General features: G+C 59.3%; 12 protein-coding genes and 2 pseudogenes. 10 read left to right on the plus strand and 4 right to left on the minus strand.

The genetic code is table 11. From position 1 onward, the window contains the following. Window positions 1-6 precede the first annotated feature (6 nt). The 6 genes from ccmD to ACNJX8_RS06745 all read left to right on the plus strand — a co-directional run bounded on the left by ccmD (window position 7) and on the right by ACNJX8_RS06745 (window position 4,646). Window positions 7-159 carry a heme exporter protein CcmD gene (gene ccmD, locus ACNJX8_RS06720; protein WP_341510187.1) on the plus strand — a complete coding sequence of 51 codons (153 nt, stop codon included), beginning with the start codon at window positions 7-9 and terminating at the stop codon, window positions 157-159. Further along, window positions 156-779, plus strand: coding sequence for a DsbE family thiol:disulfide interchange protein (locus tag ACNJX8_RS06725; protein ID WP_439359994.1), 624 nt, complete (start codon window positions 156-158; stop codon window positions 777-779). The genes ccmD and ACNJX8_RS06725 overlap by 4 nt, the downstream gene beginning before the upstream one ends. A 199-nt stretch (window positions 780-978) precedes the next feature. Beyond that, on the plus strand, window positions 979-1,677 hold the full coding sequence (gene ccmI / locus ACNJX8_RS06730) for a c-type cytochrome biogenesis protein CcmI (protein WP_439359995.1): 699 nt from the start codon (window positions 979-981) through the stop codon (window positions 1,675-1,677). 3 nt (window positions 1,678-1,680) lie between these two features. Then, the gene (ccmE, locus tag ACNJX8_RS06735) at window positions 1,681-2,133 is read left to right on the plus strand and encodes a cytochrome c maturation protein CcmE (protein WP_439359996.1); all 453 of its coding nucleotides are present in this window, start codon (window positions 1,681-1,683) and stop codon (window positions 2,131-2,133) included. Between the two features lie 42 nt (window positions 2,134-2,175). After that, window positions 2,176-4,173 (plus strand): heme lyase CcmF/NrfE family subunit, encoded by a 1,998-nt coding sequence (locus tag ACNJX8_RS06740; protein ID WP_439359997.1) that lies wholly within the window; start codon window positions 2,176-2,178, stop codon window positions 4,171-4,173. After that, on the plus strand, window positions 4,170-4,646 hold the full coding sequence (locus ACNJX8_RS06745; RefSeq protein ID WP_439359998.1) for a cytochrome c-type biogenesis protein: 477 nt from the start codon (window positions 4,170-4,172) through the stop codon (window positions 4,644-4,646). The genes ACNJX8_RS06740 and ACNJX8_RS06745 overlap by 4 nt, the downstream gene beginning before the upstream one ends. An 84-nt stretch (window positions 4,647-4,730) precedes the next feature. Here the strand turns inward: ACNJX8_RS06745 and ccmB are convergent, their stop codons facing one another. From ccmB to hemA, 3 genes are all read right to left on the minus strand, one after another. Beyond that, window positions 4,731-5,393 carry a heme exporter protein CcmB gene (gene ccmB / locus ACNJX8_RS06750; RefSeq protein ID WP_128935405.1) on the minus strand — a complete coding sequence of 221 codons (663 nt, stop codon included), beginning with the start codon at window positions 5,391-5,393 and terminating at the stop codon, window positions 4,731-4,733. A 130-nt stretch (window positions 5,394-5,523) separates the two neighbouring features. Next, window positions 5,524-6,150: a heme ABC exporter ATP-binding protein CcmA gene (ccmA, locus tag ACNJX8_RS06755; RefSeq protein ID WP_439359999.1), complete on the minus strand. Its 627-nt coding sequence runs from the start codon at window positions 6,148-6,150 to the stop codon at window positions 5,524-5,526. Between the two features lie 382 nt (window positions 6,151-6,532). Continuing rightward, window positions 6,533-7,798, minus strand: coding sequence for a 5-aminolevulinate synthase (gene hemA / locus ACNJX8_RS06760; RefSeq protein WP_439360000.1), 1,266 nt, complete (start codon window positions 7,796-7,798; stop codon window positions 6,533-6,535). 1,082 nt (window positions 7,799-8,880) lie between these two features. Here hemA and ACNJX8_RS06765 point away from each other — a divergent pair. The 3 genes from ACNJX8_RS06765 to ACNJX8_RS06775 all read left to right on the plus strand — a co-directional run bounded on the left by ACNJX8_RS06765 (window position 8,881) and on the right by ACNJX8_RS06775 (window position 11,300). Further along, window positions 8,881-9,555, plus strand: a complete 675-nt coding sequence (locus ACNJX8_RS06765; RefSeq protein ID WP_128935402.1) for a cytochrome P460 family protein — start codon at window positions 8,881-8,883, stop codon at window positions 9,553-9,555. 11 nt (window positions 9,556-9,566) lie between these two features. Then, a complete protein-coding gene (locus ACNJX8_RS06770) occupies window positions 9,567-10,136 on the plus strand; it encodes a cytochrome P460 family protein (RefSeq protein WP_271587690.1) in 570 nt (189 codons plus the stop codon). Window positions 10,137-10,205: 69 nt separating this feature from the next. After that, window positions 10,206-11,300, plus strand: a complete 1,095-nt coding sequence (locus ACNJX8_RS06775; RefSeq protein ID WP_439360001.1) for a DUF7482 domain-containing protein — start codon at window positions 10,206-10,208, stop codon at window positions 11,298-11,300. A 487-nt stretch (window positions 11,301-11,787) separates the two neighbouring features. Here ACNJX8_RS06775 and ACNJX8_RS06780 read toward each other — a convergent pair. Next, window positions 11,788-11,969: pseudogene (locus tag ACNJX8_RS06780) on the minus strand (hypothetical protein); the annotation flags it as partial. A 111-nt stretch (window positions 11,970-12,080) separates the two neighbouring features. On the opposite strand from ACNJX8_RS06780, the pseudogene hemE reads away from it, so the two are divergent. After that, a pseudogene (gene hemE / locus ACNJX8_RS06785) lies at window positions 12,081-13,114 on the plus strand (uroporphyrinogen decarboxylase). Window positions 13,115-13,119: the final 5 nt, after the last annotated feature.

A 13,119-nucleotide genomic window follows, 5' to 3' on the forward strand; every position in this document is an offset into this window, starting at 1 on the left:
CAGACCATGTTGCGGCATGACGGATTCATCATGGCGGCGTTTCTGGTGACGGGCACTGTTCTAGCTGGAATGATTGTAGCAGTGCTTATCGACTATCGCTTTCAGCGCCGTACCTTGTCTCGTCTTATTGATCACTCGGATCGGCGCGGTCGCGCATGAGCAATGTCCCGGCTTCAATTCACCTATCGTCGAGTGCCACGCCGCCTCGACGCCGAGTGGCCCGCTTTTGGGTGGTTATCCCGTTATTGGTCTTCTGCGGAATTGCGGCAGTACTTCTAGTGCGGCTCGGGGCCGGAGACCCCTCACTCGTGCCCTCTGCTCTAATAGGCAGGTCAGTACCGCAATTTGCGCTGAAGCCGCTCGAAGGGCTTTCAACATCCGGTCCACCCGGCTTGTCGAGCGCAGATTTGCGGAGAGGGCACGTGACAATCTTGAACGTGTTTGCATCATGGTGTGTTGAGTGTCGGGAAGAAGAAGGGGCTTTAATGGCGTTGGCGAGCGACCCGACGCTGCAGCGGCGGGGCGTGAAACTCACCGGCATTGTGTACAAGGACGATCCCAAAAATGCGTTGGCCTATCTCGTCGCTCACGGCAACCCGTTCGCACAGGTCGGCACTGACCGCTCGGGCCGAACGGGAATCGATCTCGGTGTCTATGGCGTTCCCGAGACCTACGTGATCAAGGGCGATGGCACAATCGCTTACAAGCTGGTTGGTGGCATCTCGGACGCAAGTTGGCCTGGTTTGATGGCGGCGATTGCCGAGGCGGCGCGTCCATGACGACTCCATTGCACTCCGCGATGGATGCAAGAAGGATCGGTTTTTGTCTCGGCGTCGTAGGGCTACGTCCGCTTCCATTGTTCGCAAAGTCCGACCGGACAATGAAAACGGCACAGTCGGTTAGCCCGAGCTTCAACGGCGGTAGATACTGGCGGATGGTGCGATATGCGGTGGCGAGGACAAACGGAGGTCTTGAAACGTGCTGTGGGCCATTTTTGCAATGATGACTTCTTCAGTCGCGCTGGCGCTGGCGAGGTCGCTTTCCGAGCGGCGCGTGGTCGTTCGCGCTCACGATCCGAATGTGACGTTCTATCGCGATCTTCTGACTGAAGCGGATGAAGACGTGCGCTGCGGACTGCTAGCATCTGAAGATGCCGTGACGACTCGCGCCGAGATCGAGCGCCGGCTGCTCGCGTCACTCAACTCGGCATGCGAGGGCCGGCCGCATGCGTCCCGTCGTGGAGGTGAGCGACGCGGCGCGGCGGCTTTGGCAATCGTCTTAATGCTGCCGCTCGTCGCGCTCGCGTCGTACCTCAAGGTCGGCGCTCCCAGCCAACCTGACATGCCGATCGCATCGAGGCCATCCAATGGAGATTTTAGCCTCGCTGCCGCGGTTCCTGACATCCACGCCGGGCAAGCCGGAGCTAACATTGCAGGGCTTCCTCCAGAGCAACGGAGCAACGCGATCCGGGGGATGGTAGCGGAGCTCGCCGAGAAACTCTCGAAGGACGGCCATCACCTTCAAGGATGGCTACAACTTATTAGGTCTTACGCGGCGTTGGGTGAGCGCAAGAAGGCCGAGGCGGCTGTCGCAAGCGCACGTGCTCAGCTAGGAGGCGATGAGCAAGCGTCGGCCAGCGTGGATGAACTCGTCAGACGGCTTCGTCTAAAGGAGTAGATCTTGACGCGAAAGGGCAGGCGCCTCGTTATCATCAGCGCAGCTGGCTTCACTTTGGCGATCGCGATAGGGCTCATCCTGTTTGCGTTGCGTGACAGTATCGTCTTCTTTTACGGGCCGAGCGAAATGGCCGCAAAGGCGCCGCCGCTAGGGACACGGCTGCGCATCGGCGGCCTAGTGAAACGTGGCTCACTTACTCATGAGGGATCGTCGACTGTCGTCTTCGCGGTGACAGACCTAAAGCACGACATCGAGGTCAGCTACACCGGATTGTTGCCGGATCTCTTCCGTGAAGGACAGGGCGTCGTCGCCGAGGGCACCGTGGAAGGACCGAGCCGTTTTCATGCCGACACCGTGCTAGCAAAACACGACGAGCGATATATGCCCAAGGACCTGGCTGACAAGCTCAGGCAAGCAGGCACTTGGCGCAACGAAAGATCTGCGCGAGCGCAATAGCGCCGCGTGCCACGAAACATCCCAGCTGATGGGACCGACAAGATGATCATCGAAACCGGACATTACGCGCTCGCTTTGGCTCTTGCCGTCGCGCTGCTTCAATCAATTCTGCCGCTCTGGGGAACCCGTACTGGCGATTCGGCACTTACTTCAATCGCGGTCCCTGCCGCAATCACCCAGTTCCTGCTCTTGGGTTATGCCTTCGCAGCACTGACTTACGCTCACGTAGTGTCCGATTTCAGTCTCGTGACGGTCGCCGAGAACTCACTCACCACCAAACCACTTATATACAAAATCGCAGGGGTCTGGGGCAATCACGAAGGATCGATGCTGCTTTGGGTTCTGATTCTCGCGGTTTTTGGAGCGGCGGTGGCGATTTTCGAGCGCGGCATGTCGTACGAATTGCGCGCGAATACGCTAGCGGTCCAGGGCTGGATCTCCCTTGCCTTCCTCTGTTTCATTCTGTTCACCTCCGATCCCTTTTTGCGACGATTTCCTGCGCCGTTTGAGGGCCAGGACCTCAATCCGCTGCTTCAAGACCAGGGCCTTGCCATACACCCGCCGCTCCTTTACGTCGGCTATGTCGGTTCTTCGATCGTGTTCTCCTTCGCGGTAGCCGCGCTGATCAGTGGCCGACTAGACGCCGCTTGGGCCCGCTACGTTCGGCCTTGGATACTGATCGCCTGGATCTTTTTGACGCTTGGCATCGCCATGGGGTCGTACTGGGCTTATTACACCCTTGGCTGGGGCGGTTTCTGGTTCTGGGATCCGGTCGAAAACGCGTCATTGATGCCCTGGCTTGCGGGCACGGCGCTCCTCCATTCGGCTGCTGTCATGGAGAAACGTGAAGCCCTCAAGATTTGGACACTGTTGCTGGCGATACTTACGTTCTCGCTGTCGTTGCTGGGTACGTTCCTCGTGCGCTCGGGAGTACTGACCTCCGTCCATTCCTTCGCTAGCGATCCGGCTCGCGGCGTCTTCATCTTGGTCATACTGTCCGTATTCATCGGCGGGCCACTCGCGCTCTACGCATGGCGCGCACCTTCCCTGAGCCAGCGTAGCGTGTTCGCACCCTTCTCACGCGAGAGCACGCTGGCAGTCAATAACCTGCTGCTGACCACCTGCTGCGCTACGGTTCTGACCGGCACGCTCTATCCGCTCGCGCTTGAGGCTCTGACGGGGGACAAGATCTCAGTCGGCGCGCCGTTTTTCAATTTAACGCTCGGCCCGCTCGTAGTGCCTATCGTTCTGCTGATGCCGCTCGGTCAGTCGATCGCCTGGAAGCGCGGCGACCTGCTCGGCGCAGCGCAACGGGTGACGGTCGCAGCGTTGGGGGGTCTTGTAGTCTCCATTTTGCTCGTTGCCACCGTCCGCGGTGGCTCCGTCTTCGCTGCAGCCGGTCTCGGCCTTGCCGTCTACCTCATCGTTGGTGCGTTCACCGATGTGGCGTCGCGTATCTGGGCACGTGGGCAAGGCGGCCGGGTGATGCTAGCACGCGCGGTCGGGTTGCCGCGCTCCGCCTGGGGTGCGGCGATCGCTCACGCGGGCCTCGGCTTGACACTCATGGGCTTGGCGGCGACGGGTTGGGGTGTGGAACGTATCGCGACCGTCAAGTTAGGCCAGACGATCGATCTCGGCCCTTATCAAGCCACCATCGAGAATTTTCGATCGCGGCAGGGCCCGAACTATTCTGAACTCGTCGGCCATACGGTCATCAGCCAGGGCGGCGCATACGTGACCGCCGTCGATCCATCCAAGCGGAGCTTTCCCACGCGACAGACAACCGTCACCGAGGCTGGCATCGTAACGCTGAGTTTTGGGCAGATCTACATTTCGCTTGGGGACCGCCACGCGGATGGTTCGATCGATGCGCGCCTGTTCTGGAAGCCGCTCGTGACGAGCATCTGGATCGGTGCGGTCATCATGGCGTTCGGTGGGATTGTGTCGTTGTCCGATAGACGCCTCCGAATTGGCTTCGCGCGCCGCGCGGCTCGCCTCCGCGTCGCCGGCAGCGGCGCAGCGCCGGAGCCCGCCGAATGACGTGGCTTCGTCGCATTCTTCTGCTTTCGATCGTGCTCGCAAGCGTCGCCCCTAGCTTGGCAAGGGCGGTTCAGCCGGATGAAATCCTGACTAATCCGAAACTTGAGGCACGCGCGCGCGCTATTTCCGCCGGACTGCGCTGTCTGGTCTGTCAAAACCAGTCGATCGACGATTCCAAAGCAGAGCTCGCGCGGGACCTTCGCCTGCTGGTGCGCGAGCGCCTTAAGCTCGGAGAGAGTGACGAGCAGGTCCGCGATTTTCTGGTTAAGCGTTACGGAAACTTTATCCTGCTGAAACCGCCACTCGACTTGGAAACCGCTCTCCTTTGGGGAATGCCGGCTTTCGTGCTTGCGGGGGGCGCGATCGCTCTCCTGTTCGGATTGCGCCGCCAACAATTCACGCCAGCGGCACCACTGAGCCAAGCCGAGCGGGATCGGCTTGCCGCTGTGTTTGACTCCGATACTCCGCTATAGGCTCGCCCTGAGGTCAAGCGGCCTTAGCTCAGTCGTTCCACATAGGTGGCGCCCGAAAGAAAACTCTGTCGTCGCACGCGCTCATTACTCTCCCGCGCTACGAAGTGCTGCGGCCGCAGCTATCGGAGCGAGCGCGATGGACGCGAGTCCGAGCGCGCAGAGGACCAAGAACGGTGTCAAAAAGGGCGTTGTGGCACTTTGCGCCGCCGAGACACCGAAGATCAGCACCGGCACGGCTAGTGGTACGACGAGGATCGATAGCAACAGACCGCCGCGCCGCAGGGTGACAGTAAGAGACGCCCCGATCGCCCCCAGAAAGGTGAAGGCCGGCGTACCAACCAACAACGTTGCTGCAACCGATCGGAGGGCGGAACCATCCAAATCCAACATCAGCCCAAACAGAGGCGAGAGCATAACGAGCGGTAGCCCCGTCACAAACCAGTGGGCGATGCACTTCACAAGAACAATGAGTTCTAGGGGCGCCGGCGAGAGGAACATCTGGTCCAGCGAACCGTCCTCTTGATCCGCCTGAAATAGACGATCGAGGCCTAATAGACTCGCGAGAAGTGCTGCTATCCATAGAATTGCTGGGCCGATCCGCGACAGCAAGCGTAGGTCAGGCCCGATCGCGAAAGGTACGACCGTCACAAGGCTGAGGAAAAAGACCAGACCGAGAATCCCACCTCCACCGATGCGGCGGGCTAGCATGAGGTCGCGAAGAAAAACGACGAGCAGAATACGGGTCATAGTGCCCATCCGGCATCGCCATTGCGTCGAGACCGCTCCGCTGAAATCGGAAAAGCAGCGTGATCTCTTCTCTCCCGACCTCGAGACAGACCGCTATGTAGGGTGCGACCGCACTTCAGCGAAATTGCCATCATTTGGTTCCAAGTCTGACTTGGACTGTCCCTCGCAGACCAAGAGGTTCGTGGGTCGCGGCCAGTGTCAATCCTCCGCCTTCGAGATGGCTGGCGACGATAGTCTTCAGCAAGGCGCGCGCGTGCCGGTCGAGCGCTGTTAGCGGTTCGTCGAGTAACCATAGAGGGCGATCGACGACTAAGAGCCGGGCCAATGCGACACGGCGACGCTGCCCCGCGGAAAGATAGCCGACAGGCAGATCGAGAACGTGGGCCAACTCCATGCGGTCCAGCGCCTCTAACGGGGTTCGGCGGTCTCGCCCCAAGAATCCCAGGCCGATGTCGAGGTTCTCGCGGGCGGTCAACGACGATTTCAACCCGTCGAGATGGCCCACGTAGTGGAGGCGTTCTGCCAGGGGCGCCGGATCCGTGGCTTCGGACTCCACCCATGACATGCGGCCGGATCCTAGTGGAAAAAAGCCGGCGATCGCCCGCAAGAGTGTAGATTTGCCCACTCCGTTGGGACCGGTCACTTCGGCGATTTGGCCCGCGCTTAGTCGCAAAGACATCCCGTCGAGCAGGATGCGCTCGCCGCGCGCCACGGACAGATCCTCGATCAGCAGATGGGATCGCTGCCTAATATCCATGTTCAGTCCTCCTTGTCCGTTGTTTCGTTGTGATCGTTTTCAATGAACCCTCATTTGGAGGGCTTATCGAAATGAACGATGGGTTCGGGACAAACGTGTTCGAGCGGCGACGTGGGGGGAGAACAGCCCAGGAGGCCGAGGAGGTTCGCTCTTCGGGGCTGCCCATTAAACGGATGGGAGCCAGATCTTGAACGCTGAGGGCAGGATGGGCCACGCGATCGCCCCTACAAACGTGAAAGCGATGTTGCATTGCCCAGCTTGCTGCCTCGGCTGCACCACCGGGAACGCCCGACGCCCTTCCCTTGTACGCTGCGCCGTCGGTTAGCCGACCCCCTGCCGACGAAGCCGCAGGCGGTCGCGGGAGTGTTCCCAATCACGGCTCTTAGTAAAGAGAAAGGGCCTCCCAGGTCTCAGCGAGCGCAGCCGCGAGTTCAGCTATATGGGTATCCGCGTGGTATGGCGACGGCGTGATGCGCAGCCGCTCTGTCCCACGCGGGACCGTCGGATAGTTGATCGGCTGGATATAGATGGCGTGGCGCTGTAGAAGGCGATCGGCTGCCGCCTTGCACAATTCCGCATCGCCGACGATCACAGGCACGATGTGGGTTCCGGTCCGGAGAACCGGAAGCCCGGCGGCTTGGAGCGCCTCTTTCGTTGCAGCGGCCTGTCGTTGGTGTGCTTCGCGCTCGGCAGACGAGTGTTTCAGATAGCGAACAGATGCACGCGCTGCGGCGGCAATCGGTGGAGGGAGGGCGGTCGTGAAGATGAATCCGGGCGCGAAGCTGCGCACCGCATCGCAAATAGATCGCGACGCCGAGATATAGCCGCCAATGCAGCCAAATCCCTTGGCGAGAGTACCCTCGATCACCGTCAAGCGGTGCATCACACCCTCGAGCTCGCTAATTCCGCCGCCGCGAGCGCCGTAGAGGCCGACGGCGTGAACCTCATCAAGGTAGGTCATCGCCCCATACCGCTCGGCAAGGTCGCAGATTGCGCCGATCGGCGCCACATCGCCGTCCATTGAGTAGACCGATTCGAACACGACGAGCTTGGGGCGGCTTCCCGCCTCGCGAAGCAAGGCCTCAAGGTGACCAAGATCGTTGTGGCGGAAAATTCGCTTTTCGCAACCTGATTGACGGATGCCTTCGATAATCGAATTGTGGTTGAATGCATCAGAAAAGATTACGCACTCTGGGATTAGCTTACCGATCGTGGAGATGCTGGCCTGGTTCGATACGTAGCCGGAGGTGAAGACGAGACTGGCCTCCTTGCCGTGCAAATCAGCAAGTTCGCCCTCTAAATCAACCAAGGGCGAACTATTTCCCGCGATGTTGCGAGTTCCACCTGCTCCTGCACCGCAGCGGTGTGCCGTCGCGGTCAGCGCGCTCACGACCTCCGGATGTTGTCCCATGCCCAGATAATCATTCGAGCACCAAACCGTGATTTCAGTAACGGATCCGTCGAGGCGGCGCCATTTGGCGGTAGGGAAGCGACCGGAGACGCGTTCGATGTTAGCGAAGACGCGATAACGTTGTTCTTCGCGCAGGCGCTCAAGAGAGCCACGAAAATGGTGTTCGTATGTTTCGGCCGCACAATTGACGGCGCCCCTAGCGAAGGTTGCGGTGGACGTCGTCAACGCTCGTTTCATGCACAACATGTCCGCACACGAATGTGTGTTCGCACACGAATGTCCATTACCGGAGCTTCCGTGCGCTGGATGCTTCGCTTGACGCTCAGCCGATATGTCGAGATCTTCCATGTCAACCTTCCCTATCCGTCGCTCGAGCATAGGTCGACCATAGCCCATCACGCAGAGCACTTCGCACTCGTCTCAGTTATGATTTTAAAATCTTCCGGTTATGATCGAGCGCCGCTGCCTGAGGCAGCTCAGACTTAGGCTAGCCTCCTGTCCTTTTTTGCATGGTGCGCACGCCGCCCGGACGCAAAATCCCCCTGGTCGCGACTTGGTACCGGAAGCTAAGTCGACCGTACGACCAGATCAGCGAGATGGTTCGTCGCTCACCGCATTCTAAGATGCCGCCCAGATCATAGTCCAAGCCGCTCGATGGCTGTTCACCAGCGAAGAGCTGGGCGATCCGGATCGGCAGCCGGGTCGAATTGAACAAAGAGCGCCTGCCGACTGGTAGTGTCATGCACCCATAGTTTGATGTAGGAGGCCTCTTCAGCGCTGGCGCGGTGAGGTGTCGCCAGTCGAGACACTATGCCTTCTCGCGAAGTGCCTCCACCAACACGCTGGACATTAGCTCGTAAGCTGCAGTGACGCGACAATCGCTCGGAGTAGGCAGAGGCAAGCCGCGAGCGAGTGGGCGACCCTAAAAGGGATTGAGTGATCGGGGCTCGGTATCGGCCGAGAAACTGCACTGGCCCCTTTCCGTGGGATCGCGTGCGACATTTGGAACAACAAGAATTGGACACTCAATGGCCCAATCTGCAGATGAGCAAAGAGTCTAGCTCATCAGCAATGACTGGACATGGCCATTAGTCGCAACTCACTGCGCCGCGTTACGAGGGGACAGAAAGATTCGATGATCAAACAGCAATAGTTCGAGAGTGCGTCATTTCCATCGGGCATCGATTTCATGACCCCTTGTTGCTTTCGCACTTGGGCATCCACGCCTAGTCTGATCTGCGCGCGGTTAATGAGACCACCTGCGCAAGAATGCAGTCATTGCCTCATCGGCAATATCGAGCTGTCATAGGAGAGAGATTATGAGACGCACCGTACTGGCACTTTCCGCGGTCCTTGGCGTTGGCGCTCTAGCAACCGCAGCCTTCGCGCAGCAACCACAGCTTCCGCCACCTGACGATTGGCACGCCACCGGCCGCTATCTTCCTGAATACACGAAAGACGGGGACCTTATTCTGCCAAAAAACTTTCACGAATGGGTTTACGTCGGATCGCCACTGACGCCCAACTTTTTGAACCCGCCTCAAGCAAACTTCCCGGAATTTCATAACGTGTATATCGAGCCCGGTTCTTACGATATTTACAAGAAAACGGGCGTCTTCCCTGAAGGAACAATCTTCGTGAAGGAATTGCAGCTTATGCAGCCTGCCACCAATCCGGACGGTTCGAGTACCGCGCCATCGGGAAAAGGATTTTTCCCGGGGGCGTTCAACGGAGCGGATGTGACCGTCAAGGACACCGAGAGATATAAGGCAAGCGACGGTTGGGGTTATTTCAACTTCAATCACCACGAACCGAAAGCGGCCACTGCCAAAGTCCGGCCGGTCGAGGAGTGCGGCTACTGCCACATCGCAAGCGCGAAACGGGATGACGTATGGACGCAGTTCTACGCGCTGCTCGACCAGGTGCCGCTACCGCCCGGCCAGAGTGGCTCCAAGAAAATGCCGCCCAGCGAGAATCCGTCTATCAAAAAGTAGGGACAACCGTGATGAAAATTCTCAGAAGTGCGGCCATAGCGTCCGCATCGTTCATCGCTGTGAGCGTCGGCTGCTTAGTATCGCAGGTCGTACCTAGCCGGGCCGCGTCTGCGCAAGAACAACTCGTCGACGGGGCAGGCAATATGCATGTCCCGAAGAAGTACCGAACGACCTACGAATTCCTTGGGAGCTGGTCTGTTGCAGGTGACAAAGGTGCTAAGGAGATGCACGTGGTCTATGGGTCGCCCGGAACTGCGGCAGCTTATCGGACGACTGGCAAATTTCCCGACGGTTCGATCCTGGTGAAAGAAGTGTACGCCGCGGCGACTTCGGAAATGACGACTGGGACCGTCAGCCATCAACAAAGCCTCAAAGGATGGTTCATGATGGTGAAGGACGACAAAAACAGTCACCCCGATAATAAATTGTGGGGCAACGGTTGGGGCTGGTCCTGGTTTGACGCGGGTGACCCGGTGAAAACGACCTCAACCGACTTCCGCTCAGATTGCCTAGGTTGCCACATCCCTGCCAAAGCGACTGACTGGATCTATGTTCAAGGCTATCCCGGACTCAAAAAGTGACAGGCCCTCGGCGAACTAGCTTCAATGTCACGTGTGCAAAACCAGACTGGATGCAAAGAAGGTAGCGTCATGAAACCCAGCGGGAAGCTCGTCAGATGCGTTGGCGGATCGATGGTGATGTTTGCGGTGTCGTTTTCGACACCTCATGTAAGTCTAGCGGCCGATCCAGCTGCTGGCAAAAAGATCACGAAGCAATTTCTTACGTCGGGCCAGGTGGACCTAGTACGAGAGGTGGTGACGCTACCGCTCCACCGCGGCCGTCTTGCCTCGGGAGAGACCGTTTGGTTCGTTCTCACCGACGTAAGCGATTACGATACTTCGCAAAAGATGGGACTTACGTGGGCGCCGAGTCTCACTGATGCCAAGGACCTGAAGAGCACACGGGTTGCGGAAATGGACGACTCGGGTAACTTCACCTTTAAATCAGGGCGGGTCGATTTCTCACCTTCGCAGAAGTTGATCGGAGGGGACGCGCCCAGTTTCTTTCCTCCTAAGACAGCCCGAGCCGGATCTATTGGGGATGCGCACTACAGCCCACTGGTGCGGGTGTCCAATAAAATGAATATCGTTTTCAATGCGCCGATCATCGCGTTCGATGTCGGGCCGGACAAAATTTCATTCTGCAACGGCAGCCCTGACTACTCCGTGGTGACGGACTCCGTAGCAAGCATCTGTCCTGATAAGGGCACTGTCGACTTGAAACTCCGGTCTGGATTCGCGAACGGAAAACACCTGCGTTATCTTAGTTTTGACGCAAATTCCGAGGAGTCGGCAACCCTTGAGGCGTCCACCTTTGCGCCTGCGGAAAGCGACATTCTTCAGAGCGGCGCGATCGAGGTGATCTATACGATTGTGAATGGAAACATGGGGGCGAAAGATCCGAATCGCCAGGGACTCAACAGTGCTATCAAGGGAGAGGGGCCTTCGCTCGACATCCTCGCGCACTTCACTGAGATCAGCGCCGGATACTCCCCGATGTGGGACGTACGGCTAGCCGAGTGGACCAAGGAAGCTATCGTGAAGGATCAAAGAAAACTGATCACTGACGGCGACGATCTTGAATCCAAAAGTGCGGCGGGCTTACTGGTGAGCCCTGCGGGCGGGCCGGTGAAGACAACGGGAAATCTAGTGAATTGTCCGGTTGTAGGCTTCACCGATGAATAATCTCCTGGCCACATAGCTGCGCTTCCCTCGTTCACGCGGGAAGCGCAATCGGTCTCTCAGCCACCGACTCTTCCCTCTCACGTCGATGCGAATTTGATGAGCACGCGCTAGGACCCGACGCTTCTGTTTGTAGGCCTTGATAATCTGCCGGGCTATCGCGACCGATGCTGCGGCGTTGAAGGACAGGTTGCCGTCCACGTCAGTGCTGTGGTGCGATCGGCGCTATGTTTCGAGCCAGTCCATTGGCCACCACGGGCTGACACGGCTAGCGTCAATGACGGGCCGCTTTGCCACCAACCGAATAATCATTTGCGGCTCGGAGCAGGAGAGTCAAGTGCCCCGTATTGCCATTCCGAAGCGCGAGGACGCTCCTGCGGGCTCCAAGCCGATCCTCGACAACGTTGATAAGATGCTTGGTACTCCTACGGACCAGGGTACTCCTACGGACCAAGCCTATCGGAAACCGGCGGGCGCTAGCTGAAGATCGACTTGAATTGTCGGCATCTGCGTCGGCCTTCGATGGCGTCGGCTGCGTGGCGCTGACGGGATCGGAGGCGGGAAGCTATCTTCCAACCCGGTGTCGAGCTTGGCGTGGCGATCGGCCGCGAGCGTTTCGCCTAAATCTTCGGCGTGCTTGTCGTGCGGCGCGGGCTTGAAGGTCTGAGCGATGGATTCCTCCTCCATTGCCTGAGCCAACGCGGCGCATTTGCGCTGGTTTCACTGCTCCGCTTCCGCGCGCGGCGGTGTGTCAGGAACTTCAACTCTGCATCAGGACCATCAGTGCCCCAGTCTGCAACCAAGCCCTTCATCGACGTGCTCTCCGGCCAGCGGCAAGCCGTGCCGCCTTTGTGGATGATGCGGCAAGCGGGCCGATACTTGCCCGAATATCGCGAGTGCGCGCCAAGGCTGGCGGCTTCCTCGACCTCTGCTTCAATCCGGAGCTCGCCGCCGAGGTCACGCTGCAGCCGATCCGCAGGTTCGGCTTCGATGCGGCGATCATCTTCTCCGACATCCTGGTGATCCCTTATGCGCTCGGCCGCTCGGTACGGTTCGAGGTCGGCGAAGGTCCGCGACTCGAGCCGCTGGATGATCCGGCTAAGGTCGCAACGCTCAAAGCGCAGGCCGACTTCGACACGCTCCAGCCGGTGTTCGAGGCGCTCAGGATCGTGCGCGGCGCGCTTGACCCTGAGGTGGCGCTGATCGGCTTCTGCGGCGCGCCGTGGACGGTTGCGACCTACATGGTCGCGGGCCACGGCACGTCCGACCAGGCGCCGGCGCGGATGATGGCCTACCGGCATCCCGAGGCGTTCGCTGAAATCATCGACGTGCTGGTCGAGAACTCGATCCACTATCTGCTGGCGCAGCTCGACGCCGGCGCCAACGCCTTGCAGATCTTCGACACCTGGGCCGGCGTGCTGCCACCCGCCGAGTTCGCGCGCTGGTCGCCCGAGCCGACGCGGCGCATCGTCGAAGGCGTGCGCGCCAAGGTGCCTGATGCCAAGATCATCGGCTTCCCGCGCGGCGCCGGCGCGCAGCTGCCTGGCTATGTCGAAGCGACCAGCGTCAATGCGGTCAGCATGGACTGGACCGCCGAGCCGGCCTTCATCCGCGAGCGCGTGCAAAACAAAGTCGCCGTGCAGGGCAATCTCGATCCACTGGTGCTGATATCAGGCGGCGCGGCACTCGACCGCGCGGTCGACAACGTGCTGGCAAATTTTGCGCAAGGGCGCTTCATCTTCAATCTCGGCCACGGCATCCAGCCGGAGACGCCGATCGCCCATGTCGAACAGATGATCAAACGCGTACGTGGCTAGCGAGC

The organism is Bradyrhizobium sp. SPXBL-04 (assembly GCF_051853035.1).
Classification (GTDB): Bacteria; Pseudomonadota; Alphaproteobacteria; order Rhizobiales; family Xanthobacteraceae; genus Bradyrhizobium; species Bradyrhizobium zhanjiangense.

Excerpts from the sequence above, each read along its gene's own strand:
- ACNJX8_RS06740 (WP_439359997.1), top strand. The coding sequence starts at position 2,176 with ATGATCATCGAAACCGGACATTACGCGCTCGCTTTGGCTCTTGCCGTC.
- ACNJX8_RS06775 (WP_439360001.1), top strand. The coding sequence starts at position 10,206 with ATGAAACCCAGCGGGAAGCTCGTCAGATGCGTTGGCGGATCGATGGTG.
- ccmA (WP_439359999.1), bottom strand. The coding sequence starts at position 6,150 with ATGGATATTAGGCAGCGATCCCATCTGCTGATCGAGGATCTGTCCGTG.
- hemA (WP_439360000.1), bottom strand. The coding sequence starts at position 7,798 with ATGAAACGAGCGTTGACGACGTCCACCGCAACCTTCGCTAGGGGCGCC.
- ACNJX8_RS06765 (WP_128935402.1), top strand. The coding sequence starts at position 8,881 with ATGAGACGCACCGTACTGGCACTTTCCGCGGTCCTTGGCGTTGGCGCT.
- ACNJX8_RS06725 (WP_439359994.1), top strand. The coding sequence starts at position 156 with ATGAGCAATGTCCCGGCTTCAATTCACCTATCGTCGAGTGCCACGCCG.
- ccmB (WP_128935405.1), bottom strand. The coding sequence starts at position 5,393 with ATGACCCGTATTCTGCTCGTCGTTTTTCTTCGCGACCTCATGCTAGCC.
- ccmD (WP_341510187.1), top strand. The coding sequence starts at position 7 with ATGTTGCGGCATGACGGATTCATCATGGCGGCGTTTCTGGTGACGGGC.
- ACNJX8_RS06770 (WP_271587690.1), top strand. The coding sequence starts at position 9,567 with ATGAAAATTCTCAGAAGTGCGGCCATAGCGTCCGCATCGTTCATCGCT.
- ACNJX8_RS06745 (WP_439359998.1), top strand. The coding sequence starts at position 4,170 with ATGACGTGGCTTCGTCGCATTCTTCTGCTTTCGATCGTGCTCGCAAGC.